General features: G+C 71.0%; 17 protein-coding genes and 4 tRNA genes. 7 read left to right on the top strand and 14 right to left on the bottom strand.

Annotated features, from left to right (window positions below):
• Window positions 1–67: 67 nt before the first annotated feature.
• Both secE and ABZ956_RS13385 read right to left on the bottom strand, forming a co-directional pair.
• A complete protein-coding gene (gene secE, locus ABZ956_RS13390; RefSeq protein ID WP_071961684.1) occupies window positions 68–358 on the bottom strand; it encodes a preprotein translocase subunit SecE in 291 nt (96 codons plus the stop codon).
• Between the two features lie 106 nt (window positions 359–464).
• Window positions 465–537: transfer RNA gene (locus ABZ956_RS13385), tRNA-Trp, on the bottom strand.
• A 324-nt stretch (window positions 538–861) separates the two neighbouring features.
• On the opposite strand from ABZ956_RS13385, the gene ABZ956_RS13380 reads away from it, so the two are divergent.
• Window positions 862–2100: a pyridoxal phosphate-dependent aminotransferase gene (locus ABZ956_RS13380; protein WP_361891579.1), complete on the top strand. Its 1239-nt coding sequence runs from the start codon at window positions 862–864 to the stop codon at window positions 2098–2100.
• A 144-nt stretch (window positions 2101–2244) separates the two neighbouring features.
• The gene (locus tag ABZ956_RS13375; RefSeq protein ID WP_361891576.1) at window positions 2245–3342 is read left to right on the top strand and encodes an adenosine deaminase; all 1098 of its coding nucleotides are present in this window, start codon (window positions 2245–2247) and stop codon (window positions 3340–3342) included.
• Here ABZ956_RS13375 and ABZ956_RS13370 read toward each other — a convergent pair.
• From ABZ956_RS13370 to ABZ956_RS13335, 8 genes are all read right to left on the bottom strand, one after another.
• The gene (locus ABZ956_RS13370) at window positions 3332–4387 is read right to left on the bottom strand and encodes a UDP-N-acetylmuramate dehydrogenase (protein ID WP_361891573.1); all 1056 of its coding nucleotides are present in this window, start codon (window positions 4385–4387) and stop codon (window positions 3332–3334) included. The genes ABZ956_RS13375 and ABZ956_RS13370 overlap by 11 nt on opposite strands.
• Before the next feature lie 182 nt (window positions 4388–4569).
• Window positions 4570–5988: an MFS transporter gene (locus ABZ956_RS13365; protein WP_361891570.1), complete on the bottom strand. Its 1419-nt coding sequence runs from the start codon at window positions 5986–5988 to the stop codon at window positions 4570–4572.
• An 87-nt stretch (window positions 5989–6075) separates the two neighbouring features.
• On the bottom strand, window positions 6076–6624 hold the full coding sequence (locus ABZ956_RS13360; protein ID WP_361891567.1) for a TetR/AcrR family transcriptional regulator: 549 nt from the start codon (window positions 6622–6624) through the stop codon (window positions 6076–6078).
• 86 nt (window positions 6625–6710) lie between these two features.
• Window positions 6711–7145: a MaoC family dehydratase gene (locus tag ABZ956_RS13355; RefSeq protein WP_361891564.1), complete on the bottom strand. Its 435-nt coding sequence runs from the start codon at window positions 7143–7145 to the stop codon at window positions 6711–6713.
• Window positions 7145–7597 carry a MaoC family dehydratase N-terminal domain-containing protein gene (locus ABZ956_RS13350; protein ID WP_361891561.1) on the bottom strand — a complete coding sequence of 151 codons (453 nt, stop codon included), beginning with the start codon at window positions 7595–7597 and terminating at the stop codon, window positions 7145–7147. The genes ABZ956_RS13355 and ABZ956_RS13350 overlap by 1 nt, the downstream gene beginning before the upstream one ends.
• A gap of 96 nt (window positions 7598–7693) precedes the next feature.
• Entirely contained in the window at window positions 7694–7858 is a 165-nt protein-coding gene (gene rpmG, locus ABZ956_RS13345; RefSeq protein ID WP_004571794.1) for a 50S ribosomal protein L33, read from the bottom strand.
• 85 nt (window positions 7859–7943) lie between these two features.
• A tRNA-Met gene (locus tag ABZ956_RS13340) sits at window positions 7944–8016 on the bottom strand.
• A 51-nt stretch (window positions 8017–8067) separates the two neighbouring features.
• Window positions 8068–8140 (bottom strand) — tRNA-Thr (locus ABZ956_RS13335).
• A 277-nt stretch (window positions 8141–8417) separates the two neighbouring features.
• On the opposite strand from ABZ956_RS13335, the gene ABZ956_RS13330 reads away from it, so the two are divergent.
• Both ABZ956_RS13330 and ABZ956_RS13325 read left to right on the top strand, forming a co-directional pair.
• A complete protein-coding gene (locus ABZ956_RS13330) occupies window positions 8418–9692 on the top strand; it encodes an amidohydrolase family protein (RefSeq protein ID WP_361891558.1) in 1275 nt (424 codons plus the stop codon).
• Window positions 9693–9713: 21 nt separating this feature from the next.
• Window positions 9714–10376 carry an NAD(P)H-binding protein gene (locus ABZ956_RS13325; RefSeq protein WP_361891556.1) on the top strand — a complete coding sequence of 221 codons (663 nt, stop codon included), beginning with the start codon at window positions 9714–9716 and terminating at the stop codon, window positions 10374–10376.
• 64 nt (window positions 10377–10440) lie between these two features.
• On the opposite strand, the gene ABZ956_RS13320 is transcribed toward ABZ956_RS13325, so the two are convergent.
• Window positions 10441–10522 (bottom strand) — tRNA-Tyr (locus tag ABZ956_RS13320).
• A gap of 184 nt (window positions 10523–10706) precedes the next feature.
• On the opposite strand from ABZ956_RS13320, the gene ABZ956_RS13315 reads away from it, so the two are divergent.
• Window positions 10707–11195 (top strand): YajQ family cyclic di-GMP-binding protein, encoded by a 489-nt coding sequence (locus ABZ956_RS13315; RefSeq protein WP_361891554.1) that lies wholly within the window; start codon window positions 10707–10709, stop codon window positions 11193–11195.
• 118 nt (window positions 11196–11313) lie between these two features.
• Here ABZ956_RS13315 and ABZ956_RS13310 read toward each other — a convergent pair whose 3' ends face one another.
• Both ABZ956_RS13310 and ABZ956_RS13305 read right to left on the bottom strand, forming a co-directional pair.
• Complete coding sequence (locus ABZ956_RS13310) at window positions 11314–11706, bottom strand: YccF domain-containing protein (RefSeq protein WP_361891551.1); 393 nt, start codon at window positions 11704–11706, stop codon at window positions 11314–11316.
• Window positions 11707–11886: 180 nt separating this feature from the next.
• Window positions 11887–12003, bottom strand: a complete 117-nt coding sequence (locus ABZ956_RS13305) for a SapB/AmfS family lanthipeptide (protein WP_361892437.1) — start codon at window positions 12001–12003, stop codon at window positions 11887–11889.
• A gap of 195 nt (window positions 12004–12198) precedes the next feature.
• Between ABZ956_RS13305 and ABZ956_RS13300 the strand changes: the two genes are divergently transcribed.
• On the top strand, window positions 12199–12633 hold the full coding sequence (locus tag ABZ956_RS13300) for a MarR family transcriptional regulator (protein WP_361891548.1): 435 nt from the start codon (window positions 12199–12201) through the stop codon (window positions 12631–12633).
• Between the two features lie 103 nt (window positions 12634–12736).
• Window positions 12737–12967, top strand: coding sequence for a hypothetical protein (locus ABZ956_RS13295; RefSeq protein ID WP_361891545.1), 231 nt, complete (start codon window positions 12737–12739; stop codon window positions 12965–12967).
• 21 nt (window positions 12968–12988) lie between these two features.
• Here the strand turns inward: ABZ956_RS13295 and htpX are convergent, their stop codons facing one another.
• Window positions 12989–13855 (bottom strand): zinc metalloprotease HtpX, encoded by an 867-nt coding sequence (gene htpX, locus ABZ956_RS13290; RefSeq protein WP_361891542.1) that lies wholly within the window; start codon window positions 13853–13855, stop codon window positions 12989–12991.
• Window positions 13856–13952: the final 97 nt, after the last annotated feature.

Below are 13952 nucleotides of genomic sequence, written 5' to 3'. Positions count from 1 at the left end.
GCTTCAAGGGGTGGAACGAGCGAAGAGGCGGCTCTCCGGAAAGGCCGCCTTACGCGCGGGACCGGGCTCAGCCGAAGACGTACTTGACGGCCTGCTCGAACCCATAGTCAATCACGGTCACCAGACCGATGACGATGACAACAAAGACGATCACCACAGTGGTGTACGTCGACAGCTGGCTCTTGGTGGGCCAGACGACCTTGCGGAGCTCGGCGACTACCTGACGGTAAAAGAGCGCGAGGCGACCCAGAGGGCCCTTCTTCCCGCGCTTTCCACCACGGCGGCCCTTCTTGGTGGCCACCTCGTCCTCGGGACGACCGCTCTCAGGCGTCGCGGTGGAGCCAAGGGCTTCCGTCACTACGTCCTCACCTGAATCCGGGTCGTGGCCGTGCCGCGCCCGGTTGAGCCGCACGGCGGTGCATTTCAGTACGTACGCACGTACGCACCCAGTGTGATGCGTGTAGCAGGGCCGAAGGGACTTGAACCCCCAACCGCTGGTTTTGGAGACCAGTGCTCTACCAATTGAGCTACGACCCTTTGTGGTTCCCCCAACGTACCGCATCCATCCGGATGCACGGTGTGCACGCACGGAGCGGATTCGCCGGTGAGGGGCCAACGACGGTTGAGTGTACGTGCTCCGAAGCGTGTCGTCGAACAGCTGTGGACCCGGAGTTCCCCGAAGCCGCCCCAAACCGGCTGGAAGGGCGGCTCGAAGGGTGGCTGGAAGGGTGGCGGGAAGGGCGGTCGGAAGAGGGGCCCGGAAGGCCGGGAAACCCCCCGCCGTCGAGGCCCCTGACCGCGCCGCGACCAGTGTGCGAAACCCGTGTGCCCGGCCGCCGGAAGGTCTGCGACGATGCCTTTATGACCGCTGCGACTCCTTCCGCCCAGTCCCCCACCGAACGCCGGGTGTCGGCGCGAATCGGATCGATCTCCGAGTCCGCCACCCTCGCCGTCGACGCCAAGGCCAAGGCCCTCAAGGCCGCCGGCCGGCCCGTCATCGGCTTCGGCGCCGGCGAGCCCGACTTCCCCACCCCCGGCTACATCGTCGAGGCCGCGGTGGAGGCCTGCCGCAACCCCAAGTACCACCGCTACACCCAGGCCGGCGGCCTGCCCGAGCTGAAGGCCGCGATCGTCGAGAAGACGCGGCGCGACTCCGGCTACGAGATCGACGCCTCCCAGGTCCTGGTCACCAACGGCGGCAAGCAGGCCATCTACGAGGCCTTCGCCGCGATCCTCGACCCGGGCGACGAGGTCATCGTCCCGGCCCCGTACTGGACCACCTACCCCGAGTCGATCCGCCTCGCGGGCGGCGTGCCGGTCGACGTCGTCGCCGACGAGACCACCGGCTACCGGGTGTCGGTCGAGCAGCTCGAGGCCGCGCGCACCGAGCGCACGAAGGTCGTCCTGTTCGTCTCGCCGTCCAACCCGACCGGCGCCGTCTACACCCGCGCCCAGGTCGAGGAGATCGGCCGCTGGGCGGCCGAGCACGGCCTGTGGGTCCTCACGGACGAGATCTACGAGCACCTCGTCTACGGCGACGCGGAGTTCTCCTCCCTGCCGGTGGTCGTCCCCGAGCTGCGCGACAAGTGCATCGTGGTCAACGGCGTCGCCAAGACCTACGCCATGACGGGCTGGCGGGTGGGCTGGGTCATCGGCCCGAAGGACGTCGTCAAGGCCGCGACCAACCTCCAGTCGCACGCCACGTCCAATGTGAGCAACGTCGCCCAGGTCGCGGCGCTCGCGGCGGTCTCCGGCGATCTGACGGCCGTCGAGGAGATGAAGGTCGCCTTCGACCGCCGCCGCCGCACGATCGTCCGGATGCTCAACGAGATCGACGGCGTCGTCTGCCCCGAGCCCGAGGGCGCGTTCTACGCCTACCCGTCGGTCAAGGGTCTGCTCGGCAAGGAGATCCGCGGCAAGCGGCCCGCCTCGTCCGTGGAGCTCGCCGCGCTGATCCTGGACGAGGTCGAGGTCGCGGTCGTCCCCGGCGAGGCCTTCGGCACCCCGGGCTACGTGCGCCTTTCCTACGCGCTGGGCGACGAGGACCTGGTCGAGGGCGTCTCGCGGATGCAGAAGCTGCTGGCGGAGGCCCGCGACTGACGCGGCCGCCTGTACGGCCGCTTGTACGAGCGCCTGCGTGATGCGGGCCCCGGCGACGCGCCGGGGCCCGCATTGGTTTTCGGGACGGCGCCCGTTCAGGGAAAGCCCCTTCCGGTTGTCCGGTCCGTACGGCAAGATCCCAGGATGGAGAGTGTTCGCGACGTCCGACTGCTGCCGAAGGCCCACCTGCACCTGCACTTCACCGGGTCCATGCGCCCCTCGACCCTGCTGGAGCTCGCCGACAAGTACGGCGTGCACCTGCCCGAGGCACTGAGCGGCGGGGAGCCGCCGCAGCTCCGGGCGACGGACGAGCGGGGCTGGTTCCGCTTCCAGCGGCTGTACGACATCGCGCGCTCGTGCCTGCGGTCCGAGGAGGACATCCGGCGGCTGGTCCTGGAGGCCGCCGAGGAGGACGTACGGGACGGCTCCGGGTGGCTGGAGATCCAGGTCGACCCGACCTCGTACGCGCCCCGGCTGGGCGGGCTGATCCCCGCGCTGGAGATCATCCTCGACGCGGTGGAGACGGCGTCCCGGGAGACCGGTTTGGGGATACGGGTGCTCGTCGCCGCTAACCGCATGAAGCATCCCCTGGACGCGCGGACGCTGGCCCGGCTGGCGGTGCGCTACGCCGACCGCGGCGTGGTCGGCTTCGGGCTCTCCAACGACGAGCGGCGCGGGCTCGCCCGCGACTTCGACCGCGCCTTCGAGATCGCCCGGGAGGGCGGTCTGCTGGCCGCGCCGCACGGCGGTGAGCTCTCGGGCCCGGGCAGCGTCCGGGACTGCCTGGACGACCTGCACGCGGCCCGTATCGGCCACGGTGTGCGTGCCGCCGAGGATCCCCGCCTGCTGGCGAAGCTCGCCGCCCGCGGCGTCACGTGCGAGGTCTGCCCCTCCTCGAACGTCGCCCTGGGCGTCTACGAGAAGCCGGGCGACGTGCCGCTGCGCACGCTGTACGAGGCGGGCGTGCCGATAGCGCTGGGCGCGGACGACCCCCTCCTCTTCGGCTCCCGCCTGGCGGCCCAGTACGAGCTGGCCCGCGAGCACCACGCCTTCACGGACACGGAGCTGGCCGAACTGGCCCGCCAGTCGGTACGGGCCTCCCGGGCGCCGGATGCCGTGCGGCAGAGGCTGCTGGCGGGGATCGACGACTGGCTGGTTGTGGGCAATCGTTCCGCAGGGCGGAACGGGTGGGCACAACCCGGCCCGCAGCCCGGCGACGGCCCCGGCCGACCTACAGGCTGACGCCCACGGTGACCGGCTCGTTCACGAGGGTGACTCCGAACGCGGCGTGGACCCCGTCCCGCACCTCTCGGGCCAGCGCCAGGAGGTCCTCCGTGGTGGCCTCGCCCCGGTTGGTCAGCGCCAGCGTGTGCTTCGTCGAGATCCGCGCCCGCCCGGCCCCGTACCCCTTCGTGAAGCCGGCCCGGTCGATCAGCCAGGCCGCCGAGGTCTTGATCAGCCCGTCGCCCGCCGGGAACGCCGGCGGTGCGACGTCCGGGCCGAGCCGCTCGGCCACGCGGTCCAGGAACGCGGCGTGCTCGGCGGCGGTGAGGATCGGGTTGGTGAAGAACGATCCCGCGGACCACGTGTCGTGGTCCTCCGCGTCGAGGACCATGCCCTTGCCGGACCGCAGCCTGAGCACGGTCTCGCGGGCGACGGCGGCCGGGACGCGGTCGCCGGCCTCGACGCCGAGCGCGCGGGCGGTCTCGGGGTACTTCAGGGGCGCGGAGAGGCCGCCGGCGTCCTCCAGCTCGAAGCGGACGCGCAGGACGACGTAGCGGGTGGGGTCCTCCTTGAAGCGGCTGTGGCGGTAGGAGAACGCGCACTCCGCGTTGGGGATCGTCACCGTTTCGCGGGTGCGGCGGTCGTAGGCGACGACCTCGGTGATCGTGGAGGAGACCTCCTGGCCGTACGCGCCGACGTTCTGGATGGGCGTCGCGCCGGCGGAGCCGGGGATGCCGGCCATGCACTCGATGCCGGCCAGGCCGGCGGCCACGGTCCGGGCCACGGCGTCGGACCAGTTCTCGCCGGCGGCGAGCTCGAGGCGGGTGCCGTCGAGGGTGAAGCCGGTGGTGGCGATGCGCAGGGCGGTGCCGTCGAAGCCCTTGTCGGAGATGACGAGGTTGCTGCCGCCGCCGATGATCAGCAGCGGGGTGCCGCTCTCGTCGGCCTCGCGGACCGCGTCGATCACCTCGGCGTCGGTGACGGCCGTGATGAGGCGGGTCGCCGGGCCGCCGAGGCGGAAGGTGGTCAGGGGGGCAAGGGGGGCGTCGTGTCGTTCCTGCACGGGCACCAGGGTACGGGGGGTCCGTCGTGGTGCCGGGCGCCGGCGGCTCCGGGGGCCATTCCGGAATCGGATATTTACGGGCGGGGAGCCGCCCACGCTGAGGGAGCCGCGCCCGCCGCCCACAAATATCCGGCAGCATTCCGGAACGACCCCCTCCGCCGCCGTCGCCCTCCCGTTCGTTCTCAGACCCTGGCCGGGATGCGGTCCGTTTGCGGCTCGCGTTGCTTCCCTGTCGGGAGCAGTGCCGCCGCTGCCGCCGCCAGGGCCACCGCCGCCGCTCCTGCCCACAGGGCCGGGCGTATGCCGTCCGTGAAGCTCGCGGCGGACTCGTAGCCGCCCTGCGCGGAGAAGACGGAGGCCATGACGGCCACGCCCAGGGCGCCGCCCACTTCGCGCAGGGCGTTGTTGGCGCCGGAGGCGATGCCCTGCTCGGCGGGGCGGACGCTGGACATCACCAGGTTCGCGGCGGGCGCGAAGTACAGGGCCATGCCGATGCCGCTGAGGATCAGGGCGGGGAGCTGGGCCGCGTAGGAGAGGTCGGCCTCGATCACGACGGCGAAGCAGGCCAGGCCGAGGGCCTGGAGCGCCAGCCCGGCGGTGACCACGGGGCGGCCTCCGACACGGTCGGAGAGGTAGCCGGCGAGCGGCGCGACGATCATCGGCATGCCCGTCCAGGGCAGCATGCGCAGGCCCGCCTCCGTGGGCGAGTAGCCGTTCACGTTCTGGAGGAACTGGCTGAGCAGGAAGATCGAGCCGAACATGCCCAGGAACATCAGGAGGCTCGCGGCGTTGATCGCGCTGAAGGCCCGGTTGCGGAAGAGGCGCATGGGGAGCATGGGGGCCTTGTGGTGCTTGCCGTGGTGGACGAACCAGCCCAGAAGCGCGGTTCCGGCCAGCAGGCCGGTGAGGACCGGGGCGCTGGTCCAGCCGTCTGCCGGGGTCTTGACCAGGGCGTAGACGATGCCGAAGAGGCCGCCGCTGACGAGGAGTGTGCCGGGGAGGTCGAGGCGGGCGCCCGGGGCGTACGACTCGTTCAGGCGGAAGCGGGCGAGCGGCAGGAGGACCAGGCCGAGCGGGACGTTCAGCCAGAAGATCCAGTGCCAGGAGACGTACTCGGTCAGGCCGCCGCCGACGAGGGGGCCGCAGGCGACGGCGAGGCCGTTGACCGCGCCCCAGATGCCGTAGGCCATGCCGCGTCGTTCGGCGGGGACGGCGGCCGTGAGGAGGGTGAGGGTCAGCGGCATCATGATCGCCGCTCCCGCGCCCTGGACGGCGCGGGCGGCGATGAGGCTGTCGATGCCGGGTGCCGCCGCGGCCGCGGCCGAGGCGGCGGTGAATATCGCGAGGCCGACGAGGAAGAGCCTGCGGCGGCCGAACCGGTCGCCCAGCGCCGCGCCGAGCATCAGCAGGACGGCGAAGGTGAGGGTGTAGGCGTTCACCGTCCACTCGAGCTCCTCCAGCCCTCCGCCGAGGTCCGCGCGGAGGGAGGGCAGGGCGGTGGTGACGACGAGGTTGTCCAGAGCCGCCATGAAGCCGGCGGCGCTGGTGATGATCAGGGCCCAGATGGCGCCCGAGCGGGATGTGGGTGGGTGGTGCTGCACTTACTTCCCCCCTGGTTGGTTTGTTTGTTAGTTATTGCTTACTAATTTTCTGGGGCGTGCCGATGCCCAGATGCCCCCGTTGTCGGTCTAGCGGGGTTTGGCGAGGGGGAAGCCGGCCCAGACGCGGTGATCCCCCGGGAAGCCCAGGGCCAGCAGGGTGTTGATGAGCATCCCGTAGGCCCAGAACTCGGTGGTCTCCTTCTGGTCCGCCCCGAGGGCAAGGTGGACGGAGTCCCAGAACTCCAGCCAGATCTCCCTGATCGTGCGGCCGAACTCGTGGTCCCCCGCGGCCTCGGCGGAGGCGACCGCGACATAGATCTGCATCTGGAACAGCAGCTGGTCGGGGTCGGTGTCCGCCAGGTAGGCCTCCGCCATCAGGCGATGGGCCTCCTCGGGCGACGCGGCGTCCTTGCGCGCCTCCTCGAAGAGCAGCCGGGTCTCCTCCAGGCAGCGGTTGGCCGCGGCCAGGAAGATCGCCTGCTTGCCGGGGAAGAGCCGGAAGAGGTACGGCTGGGAGACCCCGACGCGGCGGGCGATCGCCTCGGTGGAGGTGCCGTGGTAGCCCCCGCGCGCGAATTCGGTCATCGCGGCGCGGATGATGCTCTCGCGGCGCTCTTCGGCGGTCATCCTGGGCATGGGCAGTAAGTTAGTGGTCACTCACTAAGGAGTCAATGGGTAAGGGGCGCCCGCTTTTGCGGGCGCCCCTTACCTGGGTCTGCTGCTCAGGCGAGCTTGACCACGGCGCGGGCCATGCCCAGCACCTTCTGGCCGTCGCTCATGGCCACCAGGTCCACGCGGACCGTACGGGCCTCGTCGTCGAGCTTGGCGGCGACCTTGGCGCTGACCTCGATGGTCGCGCCCTTGTCGTCGTTCGGCACGACGACGGGCTTGGTGAACTTCGTCCCGTAGTCGATGACGGCGGCCGGGTCGCCGACCCAGTCGGTGACGACGCGGATCGCCTCGGCCATGGTGAACATGCCGTGCGCGATGACGTCCGGCAGCCCGACCTCCTTGGCGAACTTCTCGTTCCAGTGGATCGGATTGAAGTCGCCGGAGGCACCCGCGTAGCGGACGAGAGTGGCACGGGTCACGGGGAAGGACTGGGCGGGCAGCTCGGTGCCGACCTCCACCGCGTCGTACGGGATCGTGGCGGCCATCACGCCTCCTCGGCGGCGCGCGCCACCAGCTTCGTGTGGACGGTCACCACGTGCTGGTCGTCGGCGTCGTGGACCTCGCCACGGACCATCAGCACGTCGTTGCCGGCCAGGGACTTGATCGACTCGATCGTGGAGGTGACCGTCAGCCGGTCGCCCGCGCCGACCGGGCGGGTGTAGGCGAACTTCTGCTCGCCGTGCACCACACGGTCGTAGTCCAGGCCCAGCTGCGGGTCCCTGATGACGAGCCCGGCGGCCTGGAAACTGATCGCGAAGACGAACGTCGGCGGAGCGATCACATCGGGGTGTCCGAGCGCCCTGGCGGCCTCGGGGTCGGTGTACGCCGGATTGGCGTCGCCGACGGCCTCGGCGAATTCGCGGATCTTCTCCCGGCCGACCTCATAGGGATCGGTGGCCGGATAGGTCCGTCCGACGAAGGACTGGTCGAGCGCCATGGGCTCGGCACCTCCTGCAGTGGACTGGGATTCCGTGGGTACATACGCCATGAGGCCGCCCCCAGAAATTGGGGACGGCCTCATGAACGTTCGCGTTTAGCGGGTCTCGCGGTGCGCCGTGTGGGCGTTGCAACGAGGGCAGTGCTTCTTCATCTCAAGACGGTCCGGGTCGTTGCGCCGGTTCTTCTTGGTGATGTAGTTCCGCTCCTTGCACTCCACGCAGGCCAGCGTGATCTTCGGGCGGACGTCGGTGGCAGCCACGTGAGTGCTCCTTGACGGAATGGACGGATTAACGCAGAAAAGAGTAGCCGATCGGAGGACCGACCCCACAATCGGCTACTGTGTGTAGCGGTGACCGGACTTGAACCGGTGACACAGCGATTATGAGCCGCTTGCTCTACCGACTGAGCTACACCGCTTTGATGAGGGAGAGCTTCCCCGTCCGAAGACGGGGAAACCTCACACACCAGAGCCCCAAAACGGAATCGAACCGTTGACCTTCTCCTTACCATGGAGACGCTCTGCCGACTGAGCTATTGGGGCGAGCGAGGAAGACATTACACGGTCTGCCGCCGAAGGTGAAATCCGTATCGGGCCGCCCCCACGAGGGCCTTCCCCGCACCGGCGCCGGGGCCCTTGCGCAGGCCGGTGGGCCGCCCGATCCGGAGATCCCGCTCCCTGCCCGCCGGCCCTGTCTCCCCATCGGTCACGAGAACCACACCAGTACGACTATTCGGCGCCTGCTCGAACCGGCTTCGTACCCGGCCTACGCTCGGAGCGCTGCGTGATCATGCCCGCCCCGGCCACCCGGAGGATCGCGATGCCCGACAGTCAGCCGCAGCCCGCGAGAAGTCCCGACGGCGACGCCGCCGCCACCACGCCCGGCGACGGCGTCCTGGTGCTGTGCGGCGCCCGGCTGGCGGACGGCCGGGTGGTGGACGTGCGTCTGAGCGGCGGGCGCGTGGAGGCCGTCGGCACGGCCGGCAGCCTCGCCCCCGGCCCGCGCGTCGACCTCACCGGCTACGTCCTGCTCCCCGCGCCCGCCGAGCCCCACGCCCACTGCGACACCGCGCTCACGGCCGACGCCGGGCCGCTGACCTTCGGCGTCGAGGACGTCCAGCGCCGCACGACCGAGGCCGCCCTGCTGCAACTGGGCCACGGCGCCACCGCCGTGCGCTCCCACGTCCGCGTCGGCGACGTCCAGGGGCTGCGCTCGCTGGAGGCCGTGCTCCAGGCCGGGCGGGCGCTGGCCGGGCTCACCGAGCTGAGCGTGGTGGCCGTCCCGCGGCTGCTGACCGGGGTGGCCGGCGCCGACGGCCTGGCGATGCTGCGGGACGCGGTCAAGATGGGCGCCACGGTCGTCGGCGGCTGCCCGGACCTCGACCCGGACCCGACCGGCTACGCCGAGACCGTGCTGGCGATCGCCGCCGAGCACGGCTGCGCCGTCGACCTGCACACGGACGGCGCCGACCCCACCCGCCTGGCCCGGCTCGCCGCCATGGCCGGCGGACTGCGCCCCGGGGTCTCCATCGGCCCCTGCGGAGGGCTGGCGCGCCTGCCGCACGACCAGGCCGTACGGGCGGGCCAGCAGCTCGCGGCGGCCGGCGTGACCGTGATCTGCCTGCCGCAGGGCGACTGCGGCGCGCTGGGCGGCGGCCACGGCGCGTGGTGCGCCCCCGTACGGCTGCTGCGGGCGGCGGGCGTGCGGGTGGCGGCGGGCAGCGGCGCGCTGCGCGACGCCGCCAACCCGGTGGGGCGCGGCGACCCGCTGGAGGCCGCCTTCCTGCTGGCCTCGCACGGCGAGCTCAGCCCGGAGCAGGCGTACGAGGCCGTGAGCGGGCGGGCCCGGGCGGCGATGGGCCTTCCGGAGGTACGGGTGGAGGCGGGCTTCCCGGCGGAGCTGCTGGCCGTGCGGGGCGGCGGGATCGCGGGGGTCCTCTCGCTCGGCTACAGCCGGCTCGTGGTCCACCGGGGGCGGGTGGTGGCCCGGACCAGCGCGGTACGGGAGTACGGCGACGTCCAGGCCGACGACCGGGCCACGGTGGCGCTGGACCTGCCCCGCCAGTCGCCGCGCGGCGGGGATCCCGAGCGGTGACCTCCGGCGTACGGTCGGATCATGCGCATTGTCATCGCTGGAGGACATGGTCAGATCGCGCTGCGGCTGGAGCGGCTGCTCGCCGGGCGCGGTGACGAGGTGGCGGGCATCGTCCGCCGCCCTGAACAGGCGGGAGACCTGCTGGCGGCGGGCGCCGAGCCGGTCGTGGCCGACCTGGAGTCGGCATCCGTGGAGGACGTCGCCCGGCACCTGGAGGGAGCCGACGCCGCCGTGTTCGCGGCCGGGGCGGGCCCGGGCAGCGGCATCGAGCGCAAGGACACCGTCGACCGGGCGGCGGCCGGCCTCTTCGCCGACGCGGCGGAGGCCGCCGGGGTGCGGCGCTTCGTGATCGTCTCGTCCATGGGCGCCGACCGCGAACCCCCGCCGGGCACGGACCCGGTCTTCGCCGCCTACCTGTGCGCGAAGGCCGCCGCGGACGACGACGTACGCGCCCGGGCCGGCCTCGACTGGACGGTTCTGCGCCCCGGCCGTCTGACGAACGATCCCGGTACGGGCCTGGTGGAGCTGTCGGCCGGCTCCACGGGCCACGGCGAGGTGTCCCGGGACGACGTGGCGGCGGTGCTGGCGGCGGTGCTGGACGAGCCGGGCACGGCGGGCCGCACGCTGGAGCTGATCGGCGGCGGCACGCCGGTGGCGGAGGCCGTCAAGGCCGCGGCGGGCTAGCGGGCGACAACGAAACGACGACGAAAGAAGCCCCTGACCTTCGCAGGTCAGGGGCCTCAGTCCGTGGCGGCGCCAGGATTCGAACCTGGGTAGGCTAAGCCGACGGATTTACAGTCCGCTCCCATTGGCCACTCGGGCACACCGCCATGGGTTGTCGTCTCGGTCGCTCTTTCGAGCTGCTCCGTGGCAACGACGTAAACCATACCCGATGACCTGGGGTGGTCCGCCACTCGGTTCACAGCCCCTCGATCCCGCCCCGGGTGACTAGGCTGGCTGCGCGGCCACCGGCCGCACCCCCTGATGGATCTACGTACGAGGAGCCAACTCAATATGGCCGACTCCAGTTTCGACATCGTCTCGAAGGTCGAGCGGCAGGAGGTCGACAACGCCCTCAACCAGGCCGCCAAGGAGATCTCGCAGCGCTACGACTTCAAGGGCGTCGGCGCCTCGATCGAGTGGTCGGGCGAGAAGATCGAGATGCGCGCCAACGCCGAGGAGCGGGTCAAGGCGGTTCTCGACATCTTCCAGTCCAAGCTGATCAAGCGCGGCATCTCCCTGAAGGCCCTGGACGCCGGCGAGCCGCAGCCCTCCGGCAAGGAGTACAAGCTCTTCGCCACGATCGTGGAGGGCATCTCCCAGGAGAACGCGAAGAAGGTCGCCAAGATCATCCGTGACGAGGGCCCCAAGGGCGTCAAGGCCCAGGTCCAGGGTGACGAGCTCCGCGTGTCCTCGAAGAGCCGCGACGACCTCCAGGCCGTCCAGGCCCTTCTCAAGGGCAAGGACCTGGACTTCGCGCTGCAGTTCGTCAACTACCGCTGAACAGCGGCGGGACGGCCCGCGCAGCATGCCGAAAGGGCGCGCCCGGAGTGGTGTTCACCACCGCTCCGGGCGCGCCCTCGCCGCTTTCGCCGGGTCGCCGGCGCGTACGCGCGCTCGCTCAGCGGGTGGCGAACGGCCGGTCCGTCGGGACGATTTCACGGCCGAGCGGCATCAGCGAGACCGGGATCAGCTTGAAGTTCGCGATGCCGAGCGGGATTCCGATGATGGTCACGCACAGCGCGATGCCGGTGACGATGTGGCCGAGCGCCAGCCACCATCCCGCGAAGACGAACCAGATGACATTGCCGATGAGGGAGCCCGCGCCGGCGTCGCGCCGTTCAACCGTCGTCCGGCCGAAGGGCCACAGGGCGTAGGAGGCTATGCGGAAGCTCGCGATGCCGAACGGAATGGTGATGATCAGGACGCAGCAGATGACGCCCGCGACGACATAGCCGATCGCCATCCAGAGCCCACAGAGGACCAGCCAGATGATATTCAGGATGAACCTCATGATGTACAGCCTTCCACGTGACCGATGCTCCGGCTACTGAGACGCGTGTGCGTCAACACCGGGTTGCACGTTCTCGCAGGTGGCGGACCCTGAGGAAGTACCTAGGGGGCGTCTGGGGGTTCGGCCGGACCGCGCAGGCTCCATAAGGCGGGAGCATCACGTGGATGCCCCCGGCCTCTCTCACGGTGGTTCTTCGTCGCAAAGCAGCAGGCTGAGTCCGCTGCCGTCGCCACTGAACGCCATCGGGTCCTCGTGGCCCCCTGCCGTCTCCATGATCTGGAGGTCGAGGAGCACCATCGCTGTCACCTCCCTCCTCGCCGCCTCCCGGCCACCCCGCGCGGGGCGCGCCTGGTCCGACGGTCGCAGCCCGCCGAGACGTCGAACAGGCGCACAGCAGTGGCACTTGGCGCGATGGGCTCGCGCGGGGAAGCGCACGAGGTGGTGCTCGGACGGCCCGGGGTCGACGTGTGTTCGGACGGTAGGGTCCTCCCCATGGACATGGCCCCTGACAGCCGGCTCGGCCTGGACATCAAGCGCGCCGAGCACGCCCTGATGTCCGCCAAGAGCGGCGCGGTGAAGGAAGCCGGCCTGACCGTCGCCCAGTACGCGGCCCTGCTGGCCCTGTCGCAGAACCCGGGCATGTCCGCGGCCGCGCTGGCCCGCGCCTGTCTCGTCACCCCGCAGGCCATGACGGCCGTGCTCAAGAACCTCGAAGGGCGCGGACTCATCGAGCGGTCGGCGCATCCGTGGCACCAGAAGATGCTGGAGACCCGGCTGACCGACGCCGGCAAGCAGGCCGTCGAGCTCGCCGACCGGCAGGCCGTACGCATCGAGCGCCGCCTCGCCGACGCGTTCACGGCGGAGGAGCAGGAGAGCCTGCGCGCCCTGCTGGCGCGCTGCGTCCAGGCCATCCGCGGCGAGGGCTGAGCCGCTCCGTTCCCCGTACGGCGCAGCACAGCGCGCGGAATGCCGCCCCGTGTGGTCAAGGTGGGCCAAGCCCTTCCACGGGACGACGAAGAGGAGCTCCCCCATGCGTGGACCCCGAACGGCCGGCGGTGTGCTGGTCGCCGTCGCGGTGCTGGCGCTCGCGCCGGGCGCCGGCCGTGCCGCGGCCGCCCCCACGGACACCGACGTGCGGACGTGCATCGACGGCGGCGGCTTTCCCGACTTCTCGCTCGACCCCGCCGGCGGCGTCCTGTCGCCGAAGATCAAGAAGGTCTGCCAGGGCGGCAAGTACAACGGCCAGCCCCTCACCACCTAGGCCCGTCGGCGGTGCGGCCGGTCAGGGGTTGCGGTGGCCGGCCATCTGCTCCAGGCGGCTGATGCGCTCGCGCATCGGCGGGTGGGTGGAGAAGAGCTTCGACATGCCCTCCCCCGGACGGAACGGGTTCGCGATCATCATGTGGCTCGCCGTCTCCAGCCGTGGCTCGGGCGGCAGCGGCAGCCGCTGCGTACCGGTCTCGAGCTTGCGCAGCGCGGAGGCGAGGGCGAGGGGGTCGCCGGTCATGCGGGCGCCGGAGGCGTCCGCCTCGTACTCGCGGGAGCGGCTGACGGCGAGCTGGATGAGGGATGCCGCGACGGGCCCGAGGATCATCACCATGATCATGCCGAGGATGCCGGGGCCCTCGTCGTCGTCGGAGCGGCCGATGGGGATCAGCCAGGCGAAGTTGACCAGGAACATCACCACCGAGGCGAGCGCGCCGGCGACGGAGGAGATGAGGATGTCGCGGTTGTAGACGTGGCTCAGTTCATGGCCGATGACGCCGCGCAGTTCACGCTCGTCCAGGAGGCGCATGATGCCGTCGGTGCAGCAGACGGCGGCGTTGCGCGGATTGCGGCCGGTGGCGAAGGCGTTGGGGGCCTCCGTCGGGGAGATGTAGAGGCGGGGCATCGGCTGGCGGGCGGCCGTGGAGAGCTCGCGGACCATGCGGTAGAGCTGGGGCGCCTCGAACTCGCTGACCGGCCGGGCGCGCATCGCCCGCAGAGCGAGCTTGTCGCTGTTCCAGTAGGCGTAGGCATTGGTGCCGAGCGCCACCAGGACCGCGACGATCAGGCCCGTACGCCCGAACATGCTGCCGATGACGATGATGAGCGCGGACAGCCCCCCGAGGAGCACTGCTGTCCTGAGCCCGTTGTGCCGGCGGTGCACGGTACGCCCTCCAAATGGTGCGGCAGGGGAACCCTTGAACCAGTGGAACCTTTCGAACAGGTCAACGCCAGACGAGGGCCGCTAGTTCCCTTGTGCA

It is taken from the genome of Streptomyces sp. NPDC046261, assembly GCF_040646235.1.
In the GTDB taxonomy this organism is placed as follows: Bacteria; Actinomycetota; Actinomycetes; order Streptomycetales; family Streptomycetaceae; genus Streptomyces.
The sequence above is the reverse complement of the archived record's forward strand: the minus strand, read 5'-3'. Positions and strand labels throughout refer to the sequence as shown.